The organism is Pseudothioglobus sp. nBUS_23 (genome assembly GCF_051201565.1).
Taxonomy (GTDB): domain Bacteria; phylum Pseudomonadota; class Gammaproteobacteria; order PS1; family Pseudothioglobaceae; genus Pseudothioglobus.
In genome coordinates this window covers 900,432-918,866 of sequence record NZ_CP179200.1, presented here as the reverse complement: position 1 = coordinate 918,866, position 18,435 = coordinate 900,432, and the positions used below count along the sequence as shown (strand labels likewise).

At 38.6% G+C, this 18,435-nt stretch carries 18 protein-coding genes; 9 read left to right on the top strand and 9 right to left on the bottom strand.

Translation table 11 applies throughout. The features are described 5' to 3' along the window. Window position 1: 1 nt before the first annotated feature. Entirely contained in the window at window positions 2-1,255 is a 1,254-nt protein-coding gene (locus tag ACMAZA_RS04615) for an MFS transporter (RefSeq protein ID WP_435187413.1), read from the bottom strand. Between the two features lie 88 nt (window positions 1,256-1,343). Between ACMAZA_RS04615 and ACMAZA_RS04610 the strand changes: the two genes are divergently transcribed. Continuing rightward, window positions 1,344-1,640, top strand: a complete 297-nt coding sequence (locus ACMAZA_RS04610; protein WP_435187411.1) for a GIY-YIG nuclease family protein — start codon at window positions 1,344-1,346, stop codon at window positions 1,638-1,640. Here the strand turns inward: ACMAZA_RS04610 and ACMAZA_RS04605 are convergent. Both ACMAZA_RS04605 and ACMAZA_RS04600 read right to left on the bottom strand, forming a co-directional pair. After that, window positions 1,612-2,136 (bottom strand): peroxiredoxin, encoded by a 525-nt coding sequence (locus ACMAZA_RS04605; protein WP_435187409.1) that lies wholly within the window; start codon window positions 2,134-2,136, stop codon window positions 1,612-1,614. The genes ACMAZA_RS04610 and ACMAZA_RS04605 overlap by 29 nt on opposite strands. Before the next feature lie 29 nt (window positions 2,137-2,165). Further along, on the bottom strand, window positions 2,166-2,417 hold the full coding sequence (locus tag ACMAZA_RS04600) for a hypothetical protein (RefSeq protein ID WP_435187408.1): 252 nt from the start codon (window positions 2,415-2,417) through the stop codon (window positions 2,166-2,168). 316 nt (window positions 2,418-2,733) lie between these two features. On the opposite strand from ACMAZA_RS04600, the gene ACMAZA_RS04595 reads away from it, so the two are divergent. From ACMAZA_RS04595 to ACMAZA_RS04575, 5 genes are all read left to right on the top strand, one after another. Further along, window positions 2,734-3,402, top strand: a complete 669-nt coding sequence (locus ACMAZA_RS04595) for a response regulator (RefSeq protein WP_435187406.1) — start codon at window positions 2,734-2,736, stop codon at window positions 3,400-3,402. Beyond that, window positions 3,399-4,853 (top strand): ATP-binding protein, encoded by a 1,455-nt coding sequence (locus ACMAZA_RS04590; protein WP_435187404.1) that lies wholly within the window; start codon window positions 3,399-3,401, stop codon window positions 4,851-4,853. Before ACMAZA_RS04595 ends, ACMAZA_RS04590 begins: the two co-directional genes overlap by 4 nt. Before the next feature lie 130 nt (window positions 4,854-4,983). Further along, entirely contained in the window at window positions 4,984-5,745 is a 762-nt protein-coding gene (locus ACMAZA_RS04585) for an electron transfer flavoprotein subunit beta/FixA family protein (protein WP_435187402.1), read from the top strand. Continuing rightward, window positions 5,745-6,671, top strand: a complete 927-nt coding sequence (locus tag ACMAZA_RS04580) for an electron transfer flavoprotein subunit alpha/FixB family protein (RefSeq protein ID WP_435187400.1) — start codon at window positions 5,745-5,747, stop codon at window positions 6,669-6,671. Before ACMAZA_RS04585 ends, ACMAZA_RS04580 begins: the two co-directional genes overlap by 1 nt. A gap of 11 nt (window positions 6,672-6,682) precedes the next feature. After that, complete coding sequence (locus tag ACMAZA_RS04575) at window positions 6,683-8,302, top strand: electron transfer flavoprotein-ubiquinone oxidoreductase (RefSeq protein ID WP_435187398.1); 1,620 nt, start codon at window positions 6,683-6,685, stop codon at window positions 8,300-8,302. A gap of 2 nt (window positions 8,303-8,304) precedes the next feature. On the opposite strand, the gene pta is transcribed toward ACMAZA_RS04575, so the two are convergent. From pta to ACMAZA_RS04550, 5 genes are all read right to left on the bottom strand, one after another. Continuing rightward, a complete protein-coding gene (gene pta / locus ACMAZA_RS04570) occupies window positions 8,305-9,267 on the bottom strand; it encodes a phosphate acetyltransferase (RefSeq protein WP_435187396.1) in 963 nt (320 codons plus the stop codon). Window positions 9,268-9,346: 79 nt separating this feature from the next. After that, window positions 9,347-12,250, bottom strand: coding sequence for an acylating sulfoacetaldehyde dehydrogenase (gene sauS / locus ACMAZA_RS04565; protein ID WP_435187394.1), 2,904 nt, complete (start codon window positions 12,248-12,250; stop codon window positions 9,347-9,349). A 76-nt stretch (window positions 12,251-12,326) separates the two neighbouring features. Further along, window positions 12,327-13,286 carry a tripartite tricarboxylate transporter substrate binding protein gene (locus tag ACMAZA_RS04560; protein ID WP_435187392.1) on the bottom strand — a complete coding sequence of 320 codons (960 nt, stop codon included), beginning with the start codon at window positions 13,284-13,286 and terminating at the stop codon, window positions 12,327-12,329. 15 nt (window positions 13,287-13,301) lie between these two features. Continuing rightward, entirely contained in the window at window positions 13,302-13,733 is a 432-nt protein-coding gene (locus ACMAZA_RS04555; protein ID WP_435187390.1) for a tripartite tricarboxylate transporter TctB family protein, read from the bottom strand. 4 nt (window positions 13,734-13,737) lie between these two features. Further along, window positions 13,738-15,219, bottom strand: a complete 1,482-nt coding sequence (locus ACMAZA_RS04550) for a tripartite tricarboxylate transporter permease (RefSeq protein WP_435187388.1) — start codon at window positions 15,217-15,219, stop codon at window positions 13,738-13,740. 219 nt (window positions 15,220-15,438) lie between these two features. On the opposite strand from ACMAZA_RS04550, the gene ACMAZA_RS04545 reads away from it, so the two are divergent. The 3 genes from ACMAZA_RS04545 to ACMAZA_RS04535 are packed head-to-tail and all read left to right on the top strand — an operon-like array spanning window position 15,439 to window position 18,190. Beyond that, window positions 15,439-16,161 (top strand): GntR family transcriptional regulator, encoded by a 723-nt coding sequence (locus ACMAZA_RS04545; protein WP_435187386.1) that lies wholly within the window; start codon window positions 15,439-15,441, stop codon window positions 16,159-16,161. Window positions 16,162-16,210: 49 nt separating this feature from the next. Further along, entirely contained in the window at window positions 16,211-16,936 is a 726-nt protein-coding gene (locus ACMAZA_RS04540; RefSeq protein ID WP_435187385.1) for a class II aldolase/adducin family protein, read from the top strand. A gap of 18 nt (window positions 16,937-16,954) precedes the next feature. Beyond that, the gene (locus tag ACMAZA_RS04535) at window positions 16,955-18,190 is read left to right on the top strand and encodes an aminotransferase class V-fold PLP-dependent enzyme (RefSeq protein WP_435187383.1); all 1,236 of its coding nucleotides are present in this window, start codon (window positions 16,955-16,957) and stop codon (window positions 18,188-18,190) included. Between the two features lie 63 nt (window positions 18,191-18,253). Here the strand turns inward: ACMAZA_RS04535 and ACMAZA_RS04530 are convergent, their stop codons facing one another. Beyond that, the gene (locus ACMAZA_RS04530; RefSeq protein WP_435187381.1) at window positions 18,254-18,403 is read right to left on the bottom strand and encodes a hypothetical protein; all 150 of its coding nucleotides are present in this window, start codon (window positions 18,401-18,403) and stop codon (window positions 18,254-18,256) included. Between the last annotated feature and the right edge of the window lie 32 nt (window positions 18,404-18,435).

The following is an 18,435-nucleotide window of genomic DNA, read 5'->3' as shown; positions in this document are numbered from 1 at the left end:
ACTAATTCTCTGAATCCAGTTGAGATTCCAAAGCCTCTTCAGCGATAACCTCCATTCCAACAACGCTTGGCCTTTGCGTCATCACCTGGAAGTTAGCTTGATCAGACTCATCTACATCATCAGTAATAAACATCATTGAAAAAACAATAGCTGCAATCAGCAAGTGAACTAAAATCAGGTAAATTAAAAACCCTGAGCTTTCAAATAAGTCAATAAAGTAACTCATTGAGAGCGGCCCTAATGATGCAAAGACACTATATACCAACACAATGGTTCCACTTGCACTGACCATTTGACTGGGCCTTAAGCGATCATTTGTTTGAGCAACACCGAGAGAATATAAAGGTAGCGTGCTTGCCCCGATGAGTCCATTTAGAATCAGAAAAACAGTTTTTGAAAATTCAAATAATGACAGCAAAATACAGATCACTGTTACCAAAGCACAGCAAAGTAAAATCACTTTACGACGATCAATCTTATCAGACAACCACCCAAGAGGCCACTGAGAGGCTGCCCCAAAACCAATAAATAAGGTCATAAACAGAGCAGTTTCGGATACGCTCAGTCCTGATTTAATGGCATAAATTGTACCGACACCAAAGAAACCAGCGGAAGCAAGACCTGAAACTCCAATTGTAACTAAGCCTGATGGAGAAGCCTTCCATAACGCACCAATTCCAAGAGACTCCTGCACTTCAGTATCTGGAGCTTTGATTTCCGTTAAAAGGATGGGAATTAACGAAACTGAAAGCAAGATTGAGGCCAAAAGAAATAGCTGAAAGCCTGAAGGGTCATCAATTGCAAACAGGCCTTGACCAAGAGCAAGTCCACCCCAAACAACACCCATATGAATTGAGAAAATTTGACCCCTATTTTCATTTGAAGAAATCGAGTTAAGCCAACCCTCCACAATAATCATAATGCCAGCAATACAAAATCCTGATAAAAAACGAGAAACAAACCAAACAGGTGGCTCAATAAATAATATTTGCATAAGGATTGCTGTTGATGCGATCGATGCATAGGCAGCATAAGTTCGAATTTGCCCTGTTTTTTTAATTTGTTTTGGAGAAATCATAGAGCTCACAAAGGCTCCTATGAAATAACCCGACATAACCAATCCAGTTGTCAAAACTGAAAAACCTTCATAGTCTGCTCTCCAGCTACTCAGAGTCCCTTGAAGACCGTTACCCAGTCCAATAAAAAGGATGCCTAGAAATAGAGGCCAAATTGTTCGCATAACAACTGTTAACATATTCTATTGCCTAAAGATTGGTTTTAAAAAAACGCGAATTATAGAGCAATTTATGATTCTAATTTAAAAATATACAAAAATGTTTTTAATGATTGATAATCCTAAAAAAAATTGGACTATATACCTTCTAGAATGTGGTGATCAATCACTATATTGTGGAATCACTAATGACTTAGATAATCGATTAAAACAACACAGAGGTGAAATCCCAGGTGGTGCGAAGTATACACGCTCTAGATCTCCATTAAAGCTTGTATATAAGGAAAAATGCGGCTCAAGAAGCGAGGCGCTAAAAAGAGAGCTGATTATAAAAAAATTGACGAGAAGCGCTAAACTTCAATTAATTGAAGATAGAATTAATTCTGAAGCTGATTTAAGTCATTAAGAACCATTTGTGAATGAGTGCTGGGCTTAACCGATAGATATATTTTTGCGATATTTCCTTCAGGATCAATAATAAAAGTATTTCTTTTGGAAGCCTTGAAACTTATGAAGTTGCTTAACGAATCATAGGCCTTGGATACAACGCCACCTTCATCAGAGAGAAGCGAAAAAGGCAAATTATTTTTTTCAGCAAAACGCTTGTGGGATTCAACACTATCCAAACTAACGCCAAACACAGTCGATCTGCTAGCAATAATTTTTTCAACCGCATCTCTAAAATCACAGGCTTGAGTCGTACAACCTGGCGTGTCATCTTTAGGATAAAAATACAAAATTACCCAGCTTCCCCTATAGTCGCTTAAGTTATGAGTAATATTGTTTTGATCATTAAGGATAAAGTTTGGTGCTTGGTTTCCAACACTGAGTGAGGCAAAACTAGACAAAGAGATAGACAAAGTTAGGACTGAAACAAATAATTGTTTTGTGAATCTTCGCATCTGTAAAAAAATCTTATTTAAGCTATCTGTTACTTTGTGAAAGAAGCCATATCTGAGTAATCTTTGCTGCTTTGTTTTGCACTTAGATACCAGTTCATAGCCTTTAAAAGTTGCTTTTCATCAATATTGTTTCTTCTACAATATGATATGGTTGATTTTTTTAGCGTATTTTTTGTCATTGTTTTTTTCATTTTTGTTGTTAAGTTGCCTTGGTTGGCCGGTAGGAGTAACCTGCCAACCAAAGCTAGTACCTCAAGAGCCAAACGGAGAGAGAATGGCATAGGTATTCGAGGTTCTTAAAAATCACACTTAAATAAACTAAATATTGTTTTAGGTATTAGAGACTCACAAAATGGTTATGTATAATCTAAGCTAATGCATAGAGAATGATAACGCTCTGTTTAATTAGTAACTTAAAGGGGTAGTAGTTACCAAATAAGTCTCTAATAAACTAAAACAATATGCACATAATAGGCTGCTAAATGAGTAGTCAAATGTTTTCTATATGGAGTTTTGATGAAGACTTAATGAAGATTCTTTCTTTTAGAATGTTTTGATTTACAATGCTCTTTTTTATAACACTTTTAAACGTTTATTATGCAAACAATTCTGATAGTAGAAGATGATAAAACTATAGCAGAGAGTATTTGCTTTATCCTCGAAAAAGATTCCTTTAATTGTCAGTGGTATGACAATGGTAAGGATGCACTTGAATTTCACAAAGACAATGAAGTCGATCTCATTCTTCTAGACGTAGGACTTCCAGATATGAGTGGCTTTGATTTGCTCAGAAAAGTTAGAGAAAAATCCAATATACCTGTCATCATTATCTCTGCAAGAGACGATGAATCAGACCAGGTTCTTGGGCTTGAAGGGCTAGGAGCAAATGCTTACGTAACAAAACCTCTAAGCCCGAGGCTCGTGGTCGCTCATGTTCGTGCTCAGCTCAGAATGGTCAAGCCTGAAGTTAAAAGTGGTGACTCTAAGTTCAGCATCAATCATGCTATGCAGCGAGTTGTCTTTTTAAACCAAGACTTAATTCTCACCCCTGCAGAGTACAAAATACTATCGCATCTTGTCAAGAACCCAAATAGAGTTCATTCGAGAGAGTATCTAATGAGTATTATTTGGGATAGGCCTCATGGCTCAGATATTAAGACCATAAATACTCACATCAAATCCATACGTAAACGCCTTCACGAGTTAGACGAAAACAATGAATACATTGAAACTCATAGAGGTATAGGATACAGCCTTATTGAATGAAGCGCTTTAGGCTCAATATTGGTACAAAACTATTTCTTCTCTACTTTATTGTAACTTCTAGCCTCCTATGGGTTTTTGCCCAGAGAACCACCTTTGAGTCTGCAAAATCGGTAGTGATTGAGGTCTCTAGTCTTATGAGTCGAGTTGCCTCGCAGAACAACAAAGATGGCGAGATTGATTTAGAAACTTTTGAAACTCTGATTGTGAACTATCTTCGTTCTCAGCGAAACACAATTGATAAAAATAACCCTCAAAAATTAGAAAATCTTGCGATTTATGTGACTAACAAGGACGGCCTTTTAGTCCTCGACTCAAGAGGGCTGACCCTGGGTACAGATATGAGAGATATTAATGAGGTAGAGTCTGCACTCAGTGGCGTTTCAGATACAACCAATATCATTATTGAGGAGACTCGAGGTAGCCGAAAAGCTAGAGGCGCCGTGATAGAGTATTTCATTAAATCTAGATATTTAAATGCCTCCAATCCAATTTATGGTGACAAAGGTGAAATTTTAGGCGCTGTTGTCGTTGTTGCACCCCTAATCGACCTAATGGGCGAGAACTATCTTTTGAGGTTTATTTTCTATATATTCGTTATTGCCTTGCTTTTTGGTTTTTTAGGTAGCTATCGAATATCAAGAAATATTAATAGAGTTCAAAAATATACATCAAACCTTTTTAGTGGCGAAGATGTTCTAATGCCTGACCTTAATAATCAGTTCAATAAGCTTGCCAGATCTATAAGAGATGCTCGAGCTGATGTTGAGCTTAAGGACGATGTAGAGCAATACATTGACACCCTTGCACACGAGCTAAGAACCCCAATAACAGGTATACAACTTACCGCTGAAAACCTCTTAAGCCCAATGTCGGATGAACAAAGAAAGCGCTTTGTTGAAAACATTCTAGAATCAAATAAGCATATGGATTTATTAGTAAATAGGCTCTTAGACCTGTCAAGGATTGAGCGTCGAGAGGCACTCAAAAACGTTGAAACATTAAATATCAGGGAAGTTGTTAATACTGTTTTAAAAGCGCCAAGTCGCAAAAAAACTATCGATGATAAAGAGCTAAAGATCGATATTCAAATTAATTCAAGTGCGTCACTCAAGGCCGAAAAAATTCTTCTTGAGCAAGCAATTGGAAACATTGTAAATAATGCTCTGGACTTTAGCCCCTCTTCTGGAACGATTACCATTAAAGCATCTCAAACAAACGCTGCTATTTCAATCATTTTTTTAGATGATGGGCCAGGAATTCCACCTCAAGTCATCAACAAACTATTTACAAGGTTCTTCTCAGTTTCAAGACCAGATACTGGAGTTAGAGGTAATGGCCTAGGACTCAGATTTGTTCGCAAGATAATGAAGCTTCATGGCGGCGAAGTAAGTCTCCAAAACCGCTTTATACAGCAAGGCGCAGAGGCCAAACTAAGATTTCCTTTAAAATGAAAATACTCAATAATAATCAAACCATTAGGCTATGAATAATTTGCACTTAAAAATAGTGTTTTCAACTTATAGACAAAAGTTTTTAATATGGTATTATTCGCGGGTTTTGTAATGAATTTTATAATCTAATATGAAAATAATCATCCCAGTTAAAAGAGTTCTTGACCCTTACACTCAAGCCAGAGTTAACAACCAAACTCAACAAGTCGACTTAACCAATGCCAAAATGGCGATGAATCCGTTTTGTGAAATTGCTGTCGAAGAGGCCCTAACATTAAAAGAAAGCGGCTCAGCATCAGAGACAATTGCAGTGAGCATTGGAACTGACAAGACAGTGGATACTCTAAGAACCGCACTAGCGATGGGTGTTGACCGCGCTATATTTGTGAAGACTGACTCGGAACTAGACTTGCAGCCGCTTCATGTTGCTAAGATTTTGGCAAATATTATTAAACGAGAAGAAGCACAACTCGTCATCATGGGCAAGCAAGCTGTTGACAATGATAACAATCAAACTGGGCAAATGTTATCTGGATTGATTGACTATTCTCTAGGCACTTTCATTTCAAAGTTTGATTTGAGCGCTGATGCTAGCAGCGTTGAAGTGTGTCGCGAAATAGATTCAGGTATTGAAACAAGAAAACTAAATCTACCTGCCATTGTGACTGTTGATCTTCGACTAAACGAGCCTAGGTATGCTTCACTACCCAACATCATGAAAGCCAGATCCAAACCTCTAGAAACAATTGAGCTATCAAGTCTTGAAATAGATACAGCTCCTCGAATTAAAGTGGTTAGCGTTGAGGAGTCTGGTACTAAGGACAGAGCTTCAAAGCAGATTAGTTCTGCTGAAGAGCTATTTAATGAATTAAATCAAATGGGAGTTCTTTAATGTCAGCACTCATATTAATTGAGCTTAATGGCTCAGAAGTTAGCGCAAATAGTAGAGCAGCTATCACGGCCGCCTCTCAACTGTCGGACACAATTGATGCAATAGTTCTTACGAATGACGCTTCGAATTCTTCGTCTGTTTCATCACTCGCTGGAATCAATACAGTAAAGATGATTGTGGATGATTCGCTTGAGAATGCTAACGTTGAAGTGGCTAGCAAACTTATCGCGGATGTCATGAGTGGCTATAGCTTCTTGATTTCAGGTTCTTCAACATACAGTAAAAATATTTTGCCTCGTGTAGGCGCCCTTTTGGATGTTCAACCAATTTCAGACGTCTGTGAAATTAAATCGAATAATACATTTGTTCGTCCTCTTTATGCTGGAAACGTTATGGCAACGGTTGAGTCATCTGACGAAACAATTGTAATGACTGTCAGAGCAACTGCTTTTGAGCATTCTGGAGATGGTGGTTCAGCATCTGTTGAAACAATTTCTGCCTCAATGCCAGGATCTAATTCAGAGTTTATTTCTTTACAAGAGTCTGAGTCTGAGCGACCTGAGTTAACCACAGCAGAGCGAATAGTATCTGGTGGAAGAGGCCTTGGCTCTAAAGAAAACTTTGCCCTGATTGAACAGCTAGCTGACAAACTAGATGCAGCAGTTGGTGCTTCCAGAGCTGCAGTAGATGCTGGTTTTATCTCGAATGATTATCAGGTTGGTCAAACAGGTAAAGTTGTTGCTCCAAAACTCTATCTGGCAGTTGGTATTTCCGGGGCTATACAGCACCTTGCAGGCATGAAAGACTCCCAAGTTATCGTGGTGATTAATAATGACCCTGATGCTCCAATGTCTAGAATGGCAGATTTAGTTTGGCAAGTGGATTTATTTGATGCTCTCAATGAGCTGAACGCTTATCAGGTATAAAATAATAGTTAATGGAAAGAGAATCTATTGAATATGATGTAGTGATAGTTGGAGGTGGACCCTCTGGTCTTGCTTCTGCTTGCAAACTCAAACAACTCAACCCCAACCTTTCAGTTTGTCTTCTTGAAAAAGGATCTGAAATTGGTTCTCATATTCTTTCAGGTGCAGTCTTTGAGCCTAAAACACTTTTTGATCTCTTTCCTGATGACGCTAAAGATTGCCCCACACTTAAAACTCCGGTTGCAAAAGATGATCTCTTTTGGTTAACAGGAGAAAATAAAAGCATCAAAGTGCCTTCATGGCTCATGCCTAAAAGCCTTCACAACAAAGGAAACTATATTATTTCTTTAGGCGAGCTTTGCCAATGGATTTCAGAGAAAGCAATGGAGTTAGGCGTTGATATCTTTCCAGGATTTCCTGCACAAAGCTACTTAAAAGATGAAAGTGGCAGAGTTATTGGAATATCCACAGGCGACATGGGAATTGATAAAGAAGGTAATCAAAAAGGAACTTACACGCCTGGAATGGACATTCTTGCTAAGCAGACCATTTTTGCTGAAGGTGCAAGAGGTCATCTTGGAAAACAATTAATCAGAGAGTTTAATCTTGATGAAGGCAAAACGCCACAACACTTTGCTATTGGCTTTAAAGAAGTCTGGGAAGTAGATAATGATAATCACAGCCCAGGAGATGTCGTTCATACAATGGGTTGGCCATTAAATGAAGGGACGACTGGTGGTGGCTTTCTATATCATTTTGATAATAAGAGAGTGGCAGTAGGCTTGATTATTGATTTAAACTATACAAATCCAAGTCACAGCCCATTCCAAGAATTTCAACAATTTAAGAAGCATCCAAAGATTAAACAGTTTTTAGATTCAGGTAAGCGGGTTTCATATGGAGCTAGAGCTATCACTAAGGGTGGAATCAATTCTCTTGTTAAGATGGACTTTAATGGAGGGATGATTATTGGGTGTGACGCTGGAACACTCAATCCTAGCAAAATAAAGGGTAGTCATTGCGCTCTTCAGTCAGGAATTCTTGCTGCAGAATATATCCATAAGATTCTCAACGAAGAAATCTGTGATTTTGATGATTTGTTCAAAGGCAGCTCTCTTTATCAGGAGCTCTATAAATCTAGAAACTTTAGTGCCGCAATGCATAAGTTTGGTTTTTATGTGGGTGCTGCATACAATTTTATCGAGTCTAATATCTTTAGAAACGCATTGCCTTTTACGATTAAAGATGAGCAAAGAGATTGTGATTCTTTGAACCTAAACAATCCTCTTTATGCGAAAGAGTACCCTGCTCCTGACAACGTTCTTAGTTTTGATATAACTTCATCTTTGTTCCTATCCGGAACAAATCACGAAGAAGATCAACCTGTTCACCTTAAGCTGACTGACCCGTCGATTCCTCTCACTCGAAACAAAGAGCTCTTTGATGAACCAGCTCAGAGGTATTGCCCTGCAGGCGTTTATGAGATCATTGATAAGGAAGGTGAAGACTATTTTCAAATTAATGCTCAAAACTGTCTTCACTGTAAGACTTGTGACATCAAAGACCCCTCTCAAAACATCAACTGGACGCCACCCGAAGGTGGAGGTGGACCAAACTATATTGGAATGTAAGCCTACTTAACCTGGTTCGCTGTTACAACAACTGTATTCACAATTTCATCAACGCTGCAACCTCTAGATAAATCATTCACGGGCTTGGATAGCCCTTGAAGAATAGGGCCAATTGCTTTGGCTCCAGAGAATCGCTGAACGAGTTTGTAACCAATGTTGCCTGCATCTAGATTGGGAAAGACAAAGACATTGGCAGGTGTTGGAAAAGAGGAATCAGAGTCTTTAATCTTTAGCACCTCTGAATCAAGCGCTGCATCCAACTGCACATTTCCAATGATTTGGGCACTTGGAAGCCTAGATCTTACAATTTCAGTGGCCTGCCTAACTTTGTCTACCTCACTATGCTTAGCGCTCTGATTAGTAGAAAAAGAGAGCATTGCGAGCTTCGGATCTTCATCCAGAAAAGATTGGGCCGTCTCATATGCGTTACAAGCAATCTCAGCAAGTTCATCAGAGCTTGGCGAAATATTCATGGCGCAATCTGTAAAAATTAAGTTTTCGCCGTATCTTTTGTGGTCTTTATCAAAAACCATTAAAAACAAACTTGAAACAAGACTGCTACTCTCAGAGACTCCAATGATTCTGAGAGCGCTACTCAAAACTTCCTGGCTCGGAGTGATCGCACCGGTGACAACGCCATCAACCTCAGATCTATGCAATGCAACCATAGCACAAACACTGGGGCTTGAAAGCATTTCTAATGCGGATTCAAGAGTGACGCCTTTATGCTTTCTAAGCTCAAACAATGTTTGAGCATATTCGAGCCTCAAATCTTCGTTTTTTAGGTTGATTGAACTTACACCTAAAGAAGATGCTGTCTCTTCATCAAAAAGTACGATTTGAGCTAAATTTTTTTCCGAAATCAGATGGGCAGCTTCTAAGACTCTTGGATCAGAGCATTCTGGTAATAAAATTCGAGAATTTTTAATTTTAGCCTTGCGAGCTAAATCATCAAGTAGTGCCATCAACGTACCTCATTTCGATAAGCATAGTTTACCCGAAAATGTAAATTCTTTGATCTCTTGAGTGAACTAGATTGTTAGCCTAAGCGCTTCTGTATTGACTTGCAATCTTAAGTCTTTGAATTTTTCCAGAGGGACCTTTTGGTAAAGGCTCATCAACAAAAATAATTTGTCTGGGCGTCTTGTATTCTCCGAGATCTGCTTTACATAAATCTAAAAGCTCTGCTTCATTGGCAACAAGATCGTCCTTCAAGTAAACACAGGCCGATATTTCTTCGCCATAGTTGTCATCTTCAATACCGAATGTGCATGCTTCTAGGACTGCATTATGTTTATAAAGCGTGTCATCAATCTCTCTAGGAGAAATATTTTCGCCACCTTTAATTATGAGTTCTTTTTTTCTACCGGTAATAAAAAAGAAACCTTCATCATCTTCGACACCGAGATCTCCAGTTAAAAAATAGCCATCTTCGCTAAAAGCACCAGTTGTAGCTTCCTCATTTTTGAAATACTCTAAGAGCACATTATCACCCTTAATGACCAACTCTCCTGTTGTGCCAGCGGATAGATAATTCCCCTGATCATCAATGATTCTGACTTCGTTTCCATAAGCCTTCCCTGCAGATCCATGCTTGCCTCCACTAGGTGGGTTGGAAAGAATTTGAGCAGCTGTTTCAGTAAGACCCATTGTCTCAATAATCTTTATGTTAAAGGTTTTTTCAAATTTTTTGTGAACCTCTGGAGACAAAGGTGCTGATGCTGATCGCCCAAAGCGGAGATTCTTCAAATTCAAAGTCTTAACATCAAAGTCGTCATTTAAAAGATAGTTAATAATGGTCGGAACTACGCTGAACCACGTGCACTGATATTTTTCAATAATTTGCCAGAAATTACTGACACTAAACTTTCCAACTGTGACCACGCAGCTGTTGCTTACAAGAGCGCTTGCAATCGATACCATCTCAGCGTTAATGTGGTACAAAGGAAGAACACAAAAAGAGATATCAGTTGAAACAACCTCATGCGCAAGTGCAGTATTTCTTCCTCCTGAAAGCACATTTTTGTGAGATAAAAGAGCGCCCTTAGGGACCCCTGTTGTTCCTGAAGTATAAATCAAAACTGCTGGTGAATTAGGCTGAGTAGGAGTCAAATGGACACTTGTTTGCTTTGCAAAAGTAAGGCTCTCAATCCCGCTATACTGAACAACTCTTGCATTTGATGATTCTAAAATAGTTTTGAATTTTGAAATATAGAAATTTGATGAAAAGATAAGCTTACATTCAGAGTGATCAATTGTGTAATTAATCTGCTTTGAGCCAGCTAAAACATTTAATGGAACAATGACAACACCATGATACATGGCACCTATAAACAATAAAGTTGAGGCGTAACCGTTATCAAGCATAAAACCAACCTTGTCGTTTGCTTTGATGTTGTTTTCTTCAAAATAAGCACCTAGATTCGAAATATCTTTTTGTAATTGGCTATACGTAACATATAGATCGAGGTCTGCATCAATCAAATAGTTTTTGTTCGGTGTTTCATTTGCAAATTGATCGACCAATTCGGTGATTGTTGAGTGCTCAAGAGAATATTTTTTCCAGTAACTAGAAAAAATATCCTTTTCTGAGGGCTCATTATTTTTTATAGTTTTAACTATCTTGGTAGTATTCAGGTAGTGCTTATAATTTAAGTTTTCATCGGTAACATTGTTGCCCCAGGTTCCACAACCCATCGACAACGAGAATGGCAGTCCATTATCGAAGTTGCCTCCGGTTGCAAAGCAATGCGCTTGATTGACGATGATTCTGCAGACTGGGAGCTCTTGGCCCAGTTTAAAGATGTTATCTTCATTTTGACTGTGGATACTGCAGGAGTGTCCTCTGCCTTGATTATTCAGAATGTCCTTTGCGATGTTGACAGCATGATCAAAGTCTTTGGCTTTGTAAACAGTCAAAACTGGTGATAATTTTTCCATTGAGAATGGGTAGCTTGAGCCAATATATTGCTCCTCAACCATTAAAAATTTTGAATCAAGATGATTGCTACTAAGGCCACTTAGCTTAGCAATTTCAGCAGCTCTTTTTGCAATAACATCACGATTAATCACCCCTCTATCATTCCACATGGTGCCTTGAAGTTTTAGTTTCTCATCACCATTCAAAAGTGAGCCTCCCTCTTCAATGAGACGACTAATCATAGAGTCATAGACCTTTTCATGGACAACGATGCTATTCTCAGAAGAGCAGCTTGTTGCATTGTCAAATGTTTTAGAAGTCATAATTTTATGAGAAGCGTCATCCAGATTCGCGCTCTCATCTATGATTGATGGAACATTGCCAACCCCTACCCCGAGAGTTGGCGTTCCACTTTGAAGTGCTCGCTGTATATTGTTTTGTGATCCAGTAGCTACAATAAGATCAACTAAATTAGATAATTCGTTGGTGTCCTCTTTGCTAATCGGTTCAAGCAAAGATTGGACAATATTTTTTGGCGCTCCAATACGCACTAAGGCAATTTGTATTAATTCTACAACTCTTGAACAGACCTTGGCGCCTTTAGGGGATGGAGCTAGAATGATTGCGTTTCTACACTTTAGTGCATTAATCACTTTATTTAGTGGTGTTGCAATAGGGTTTGTTGACGGAACAATAGCCCCTATAACGCCAACTGGCCTAGCAATTTCAATAATCCCAGTTTGAACATTCTCGTCTATAATTCCGACCGTTTTGACATCCTTTAAATCTCTTAAAAGTCCAATAGTTTTGCGTCTATTTTTGCGCTTTTTATCCTCAACATTTCCAAGACCTGTTTGGCTTACCGCCATCTCAGAGAGCTCTTGGTTGTTTTCAGGCTGAATAACCTCCCAGGCAACTGCTAAAATTAATTCGTCAACCTGTTCTTGAGAGTAATGATTAATTATTTCTTGGGCGTCTCTCGCATCTGAAACGAGCTGCTCGATTAGTGTTTTATGTTGGATAGTCATGTTGAATCAATTTTTGAAAAAAAACTAGGGAGTTGAAAAACACTCCCTAGCTATATTTATTTTAAATATATAGACTTTACTGAAGACCAGCTAAAAGCTCAGTTAAATAAACCTGTCTTTCATTCCACATGCTTACAACTTCTCGTCTAGTCATTATCCTTGCAGGTGAATTAGTTGATTTCATCTTACCAACTGTCTTCTTTTCACCAAACATATCAGGCACCTTGCTAGCAAGGTAATCAATAACATCCTGAGGAGTTCCTGCTGGAACCATCAGTCCACGGAAGTTAACACTAGAGTCATCAACATCGACACCACTTTCCATTAATGTAGGAACATCAGGAAGGTACTCGTGTCTTGTAAGGTCAGCAACCGCTAGAATCTTTAGATCAGCTGCACTTCTTGCAGAGTCAGAAAGATTATTAAACCCGGCAACTGTCTCACCAGCTTTAACCATTCTAAGTGCGTCTACACCGCCTGAAGCAGGTATGTATGTTAAATTAGCACCTGATGCTTTTGCGAACTGCAAGAAAGCGATGTGATGACCCACAAACTTTCCAGCACCACTGATTGTTACAGCTCCTGGATTTGCTTCTGCATGAGCTAGCAATTCTCCAACTGTATTAAAGGGACTATCTTTTCCTACGATTAATACAGCAGGATCTGCACCCCAGTTACCTACGGGCTCAAGATTGTCAATATTATATTTTGTATCAAACACAATAGACTGAGCAATAAAGTGAGGCACGTTATAAGCGCCTAACATATATCCATCTTGTGAGGCTTCGCTAGCAAACCAGTTCCAACCCTTTCTTCCGCCAGCGCCTGGCTTATTAAGGATGTATATAGGTTGGCCAATAAGTCCTTCCTTTCCAGATGCGAGAGTTGCAATCCTAGCTTGGAAGTCAGTTGCTCCTCCTGGTCCATAAGCTACCATGACGCCAATTGGCTTATCAGGGTAGTCAGCCTGAGCTGGCATAAGCATCAAAGATGCAATTGCCAATAAGGCTACTTTTGTAATATTTACTATTTTCATTTCTTCTCCTTTTTATTAAAACAAACCTTCTGGTGTGCGAACCTTTAAAAGCAGAGTGAACAACGCATAAAGTGTGAGAGAGAACACAATGGTGACACCCAGTTTTATGAGTAGCACACGCCAAAAGTCTTTTGGTTCTGTAGGCTTGCTGTAATACATCACAAGAGTAAAGAACACGATCATAGAGGCCAAATAAAAGCCTAATATTTTAAGTGACAGGATAAATGCGGTTGCGATAGCAACACCTGGCATTAAGTCCTTGAAATTAGTTGATTTGTCTGCATCGCCCTTTTCAAACCAAAGCATTAGGGATAGCACAGCAATTGTTCCTGAGATAAGCCTTGGGAATAAGTAATCTTCACTATTTCCTAAGACAAAAGATGCATAAACTAAGAATGCACTGAAAAGAGTGATTAGAACTGTAGAAATTTTAAAAGGTCTATTCATAATTCTATTTAGATTTTCGACTAGAGTAGATGCCATAAGCAATTGAGGCAAAACATAATGTTATTAGAATAAGGTTAATTGTTCCTGAGGTAAAGTGTTGAAAGGAGCTACCCTTTGCGTTTCCTATCATATTACCTAGAAGGAATTTTTCTTCGGTCATTGTGCCCAAAATTAAGCCAAGTACAACAGGAACAGGACTGAAACCAGCCTTACCTCCAAAGTACATAATAGTTCCCAAAACAAACATAATGAGAACATCAGAATAGTCATTCTGTATGCTGTAGGTGCCAAATACCGCTAATAGTAAGATACCAACTGCCATATAGTTGTCTGGAACTTTCATGATCCACTTACTATGGCGACTTAAAAAAAGTCCAATAATTAACATCAAGATCTGTGCAATGATTAAAGAATCAATAAACGTCCAAACAACCTCTGTATTTTTTGTAAAGATGTCATGCCCTGGAAAGATTCCATGAATCAGCAAGCCACCAAGCAGGACCGCTGCAGTTGGACTTCCAGGAATACTTAAGGTTAAAAGTGGAATTAATGAAGGCCCTACCATGGAGTTATTAGCGCTCTCTGCAGCAATAATCGCCTCAGGCTCACCCTTTCCATAGTTCGATCTATTTGAGCTTACTTTTTTAGATTGGTCATAAGCAACAATACCTGCAATTTGACCTCCTGCACCAGGGATTATTCCAATTACAGATCCTATAATAGAGCCTATTGAAAGGGCTTTAATTTTTCCAGAAACTAGCCTAAAAGATTGTGCTAACGTTGAGTCACCAGTAGCAGAGAATACTTCATTTTTACGGCCATAAAAATTCTCTAAAAGATTCCAAACTTGGGGCATCGCAAATAAGCCAATAAGACCAACAACGATATGAACTCCACCTTCTAGGTGATCAGTAAAAACAAATCGCTCCATAGCGCTTGTAGGGTGCTCCCCAATAGTTGCAAGCATGAGCCCAAACAAACCAGATATCAACCCTTTAATTACTGACTTTGAATCCAAAGTAGCAATAATAGTGATTCCTAGAATAGCAACCCAGAATAACTCAGTTGACATAAACTTAAGAGACAATGCTGCGAGAGGAGGTGTAAAAAATATTAGAATGAACACACCGAAAATACCGCCAACAAAAGAACTCATAAAACAATAATGGAGAGCATCTTTGGCTTTACCACTCTGGGCCATTTTGTGACCATCCATTGCCGTAGCTATATTAGCAGGGGCTCCCGGAACGTTAACCAGTATGGCACTTATTGCACCACCAGCTACTGTTGCCGTATACATAGCGCCAAGTAGAATTAAACCACTTTCAGGCTTCATATGAAAAGTAAATGGGATTAGAAGAGCAACTGACATTGTAGGACTAAGCCCTGGGAGAGCGCCAAGAATGATGCCTGCAAATGTACCGCCAACTAAAAGTGCGATATGATAAACAGTAAAAACATTATCAAAATAATTTAAGAATTCCATTGTGTCCCCTCAATAACACATATTAATTCATATATATGACTATAAAAACTCATATACATGAGTAAAGCATGCTACACTTACGATATTTAATTGTCAATAAAAAAATTTAACTACACAGAAAAAAATAAATTCAAAGTGTAGAAATAACTGATTAAATCAATATAAATAGAGCCAAAATAATATTTAAAATATTCAACAAAAAATCACTACTTAATCATAATGACACAAAAACTTTATCAAAAAGTAATCGACTTTATTAACAATCAAATTAATAGTGGTGAGCTCATAATTGGTGACTTGATTCCTTCTGAATCTCAACTCTCAAATAAGCTAAATGTCAGTATAGGAACGGTAAGAAAAGCGATTGACAAACTAGAATATCAAAAAGTGCTTTACAGACATCATGGAAAAGGAACCTATGTCTCAGACCATGGATTTGACAATAGTATCTTTAATTTCTTTAGCTATGGAAAGCAAGACGGTTCATCAATACGTATCTTCAAAACAACTCCAGTCCGAGTTAAACAAAAAGCCTCCGCAGAAATAGCCTTTCAGCTTGGAATCAATCAGGGAGATGACGTGATTTATCTTGAGAGGCTTGGCTATATCGATAAAAAAAGTCCTATTATTGTTGAAAAGTCATGGTGGGTTGCTGAGGTTGTTGAAGGCTTGCAAGATCACTCAATTCACATTCCTGATCTCTTATATGCGGTTATTCTTAAGCAATTCGACACACAAATTACCTCATCACAGGAAGTTTTAACAGCGGGCATCTCTGATGACGAGATTGCTGAAATACTTCACATTAATAAAGGCGATCCAGTCGTTATTTTAAATCGACACTCCTATGCTAAGGACAAGGGCTTAGTAGAGTTTAGAATCACAACAGGCAGAGCTGATATGTTTAGCTACACAACAACCATCGGAAACCCTGACGCCTAATCTGCATTTGTTTTGCCTTCATTAATTTAAGAGGTTAAACTTAGCAAATATGAATCATGACTTAACTCAAGAACGAGAAGATCTTGCTGCTGCTTTTCGATGGGCCGCAAGGCTAAATATGCACGAAGCTGTAGCCAACCACTTTAGTTTAGCGGTTGATGAGAGCGGATCAAAATTTCTCTTAAATCCCTTAGGCATGCATTTCTCAGAAATATCAGCAAGTGACTTGATAATGATTGATGCCAACAACAAAGATACGATGAATCAGCCTAATGCTCCTGATCCTACGGCTTGGGCTATTCATAGTGCGCTTCATCGAAATAATCCTCAAGCGCGTTGTATTTTGCATGCTCACCCGAAGTATGCAACCATACTATCCTCGCTAGATGACAAAGAAATGAAGCCTATCGATCAAAACACAATGCGATTTTATGAAAGGGTCTCGATTGATAGAGACTTCAGTGGCATGGGTTTAGGCAAAGAGGCTGAGCGATTGAGCACGCTTCTTGGTGACAACCCTGTCCTTTTGATGGGTAATCATGGCGTTTTGACTGCTGCTAAAACAGTTGCTAGTGCTTTTGATGAATTATATTACTTTGAAAAATCTTGTCAAACACTTATTGGAGCTTATCAAACGGGTCAAAAGCTTCATATAGTTAGCCACAAAGTCGCCAAAAAAACTGCACAGCAGTGGCAAGATTATGATGCATCAGGACTGCATTTTGATGCTCTCAAGAGAATATTAGATAAAGAAGAGCCCGATTACAAAAATTAATTGATTTAAGGAGAAATCATGCCAAAACTTGACATTGATTATGTAAGAACACAATTCCCAGCTTTTAATGATCCATTAAGTGCCAAATGGTCCTTTTTTGAAAATGCTGGTGGAAGCTATGTCCCATCTACTGTAATCGAGCGCTTAAATCATTTTATGACCTCTACTAAAGTTCAGCCATACGCAGAGTTTGATACCTCGGCTATAGCTGGAGAAAATATGGATAAAGCAACTAATTATTTTGCTGAAATGATTAATGCTGGAAACGATGAAATCATTATTGGTAGCTCTACAACGATGAACATGTATGTCTTATCCAATGCTATAAGAAGCCTCTTGAAGCCTGGTGATGAGGTTATTGTTACGAACCAGGATCATGAGGCTAACATTGGCGCCTGGAGACGATTAGCCGAGCACGGCATGGTGGTCAAAGAATGGCAAACCAATAGCGATACTGCCGAGCTTGATGTGGATGACCTTAAAGAACTCCTATCTGAGAAAACAAGGATTGTTGCCGTTACTCATTGCTCTAACATCGTTGGCTCTATTAACGATCTAAAATCAATCGCTGAACTGGTCCATCAATACGATGCATTCATCGTTGGAGATGGTGTCTCTTATGCTCCCCATGGATTCCCAGATGTAAAGAGCCTAGACGTTGATTTTTATGCTTTTAGTCTTTATAAGACGTATGGGCCTCATTTAGGTCTTTTGTATGGAAAAAAAGAGATTCTTAATCAACTACCTAATCAAAATCATGAGTTTTTAGAGGGTGATGTGCCCTACACTCTTAATCCAGGTGGTCCAAATCATGAAGAGCTCTCATGTTTAGTTGGAGTTTATGAATACTTTATGAACCTCTTTGAGCACCACTTCCCTGGTGAAAACCCTCCTATTAGAGAGAAAATTCATAAGGTAAATGAATTAATTGCAGAACATGAAAAGGAGATTGCAAATCCACTTCTTGATTACTTGAGTAATAGAAGTGACATAAGACTCATCGGCAAGAAAACAATCACTGGCAAAGATAGAGCGCCAACAATTGCCTTTACCATGAAAAACAAGTCATCCAAAGATTTAAGTAGTGAGCTTGTAAAGCATGGGATTGCAACAAGGAATGATAATTTCTATGCCTGGAGATGTTTAATGGCTCTGAGTATAGACGTGGATGATGGTGTTGTAAGAACCAGCATGGTTCACTACAATAATCATGAAGATGTAAGCAAACTCATTAGTGCTTTAAAACAAATATAATTTATTCTTGTTGGTGTTAATGGTATGCAGCTCCGTGGTTAGGAGCTGCAATTTTTAACTATTCTAGCTTTCACTTTGCTCAAACACAGCCTCTTTATCAGCCTCAGTTTTTGATGCATATTCCTCTTCAGTTAACATATGCCAACCGATACAATCGCCAGTGGGTGACCTTCCGCATCCACAGGTTCCATTTTCTTTTTTTACATTAGCCATTATTCTTCCTTTAGTTTATTAAAAAAACGCCA

Excerpts from the sequence above, each read along its gene's own strand:
- ACMAZA_RS04615 (WP_435187413.1), bottom strand. The coding sequence starts at position 1,255 with ATGTTAACAGTTGTTATGCGAACAATTTGGCCTCTATTTCTAGGCATC.
- ACMAZA_RS04610 (WP_435187411.1), top strand. The coding sequence starts at position 1,344 with ATGATTGATAATCCTAAAAAAAATTGGACTATATACCTTCTAGAATGT.
- ACMAZA_RS04605 (WP_435187409.1), bottom strand. The coding sequence starts at position 2,136 with ATGCGAAGATTCACAAAACAATTATTTGTTTCAGTCCTAACTTTGTCT.
- ACMAZA_RS04600 (WP_435187408.1), bottom strand. The coding sequence starts at position 2,417 with ATGCCATTCTCTCTCCGTTTGGCTCTTGAGGTACTAGCTTTGGTTGGC.
- ACMAZA_RS04595 (WP_435187406.1), top strand. The coding sequence starts at position 2,734 with ATGCAAACAATTCTGATAGTAGAAGATGATAAAACTATAGCAGAGAGT.
- ACMAZA_RS04590 (WP_435187404.1), top strand. The coding sequence starts at position 3,399 with ATGAAGCGCTTTAGGCTCAATATTGGTACAAAACTATTTCTTCTCTAC.
- ACMAZA_RS04585 (WP_435187402.1), top strand. The coding sequence starts at position 4,984 with ATGAAAATAATCATCCCAGTTAAAAGAGTTCTTGACCCTTACACTCAA.
- ACMAZA_RS04580 (WP_435187400.1), top strand. The coding sequence starts at position 5,745 with ATGTCAGCACTCATATTAATTGAGCTTAATGGCTCAGAAGTTAGCGCA.
- ACMAZA_RS04575 (WP_435187398.1), top strand. The coding sequence starts at position 6,683 with ATGGAAAGAGAATCTATTGAATATGATGTAGTGATAGTTGGAGGTGGA.
- pta (WP_435187396.1), bottom strand. The coding sequence starts at position 9,267 with ATGGCACTACTTGATGATTTAGCTCGCAAGGCTAAAATTAAAAATTCT.
- sauS (WP_435187394.1), bottom strand. The coding sequence starts at position 12,250 with ATGACTATCCAACATAAAACACTAATCGAGCAGCTCGTTTCAGATGCG.
- ACMAZA_RS04560 (WP_435187392.1), bottom strand. The coding sequence starts at position 13,286 with ATGAAAATAGTAAATATTACAAAAGTAGCCTTATTGGCAATTGCATCT.
- ACMAZA_RS04555 (WP_435187390.1), bottom strand. The coding sequence starts at position 13,733 with ATGAATAGACCTTTTAAAATTTCTACAGTTCTAATCACTCTTTTCAGT.
- ACMAZA_RS04550 (WP_435187388.1), bottom strand. The coding sequence starts at position 15,219 with ATGGAATTCTTAAATTATTTTGATAATGTTTTTACTGTTTATCATATC.
- ACMAZA_RS04545 (WP_435187386.1), top strand. The coding sequence starts at position 15,439 with ATGACACAAAAACTTTATCAAAAAGTAATCGACTTTATTAACAATCAA.
- ACMAZA_RS04540 (WP_435187385.1), top strand. The coding sequence starts at position 16,211 with ATGAATCATGACTTAACTCAAGAACGAGAAGATCTTGCTGCTGCTTTT.
- ACMAZA_RS04535 (WP_435187383.1), top strand. The coding sequence starts at position 16,955 with ATGCCAAAACTTGACATTGATTATGTAAGAACACAATTCCCAGCTTTT.
- ACMAZA_RS04530 (WP_435187381.1), bottom strand. The coding sequence starts at position 18,403 with ATGGCTAATGTAAAAAAAGAAAATGGAACCTGTGGATGCGGAAGGTCA.